Origin of the sequence: Haemophilus parainfluenzae, assembly GCF_003253005.1 — a bacterium.
Classification (GTDB): Bacteria; Pseudomonadota; Gammaproteobacteria; order Enterobacterales; family Pasteurellaceae; genus Haemophilus_D; species Haemophilus_D parainfluenzae_M.
In genome coordinates this window covers 1-411 of the sequence record NZ_QEPZ01000021.1, presented here as the reverse complement: position 1 = coordinate 411, position 411 = coordinate 1, and the positions used below count along the sequence as shown (strand labels likewise).

At 40.6% G+C, this 411-nt stretch carries 1 tRNA gene and 1 rRNA gene; both read right to left on the bottom strand.

Going from position 1 to position 411, the window contains the following annotated elements:
* Positions 1-148: 148 nt before the first annotated feature.
* Positions 149-224, bottom strand: a tRNA-Glu gene (locus DPV97_RS09560).
* A 112-nt stretch (positions 225-336) separates the two neighbouring features.
* A 16S ribosomal RNA gene (locus DPV97_RS09555) occupies positions 337-411 on the bottom strand; the annotation flags it as partial.

Genomic DNA, 411 nt, shown 5'->3' with positions numbered 1-411 from the left:
TTCAACTAAACACTTGATTGCTTTTGTTCAATCAAGATTTTTCTTACTCAGACTTTTTCTTATCCTTTAAAAGGACTTGAAAGTCTCTTCAGTTTTCAGCTTGTTTCCTGGTTGTTAAAGAACAGAAGATAATAAAGTTATCTTTATTTGGCGTCCCCACGGGGATTCGAACCCCGGTTACCGCCGTGAAAGGGCGATGTCCTAGGCCTCTAGACGATGGGGACAACAAATAAAGATACTCTACCTTACATTTTGCTTACGCACTTTTCTCTCTTCATTCATTTTCTACAATATATCAATCAATCTGTGTGGACACTTATTGTCTCTCGTTTTCGGTAAGGAGGTGATCCAACCGCAGGTTCCCCTACGGTTACCTTGTTACGACTTCACCCCAGTCATGAATCATACCGT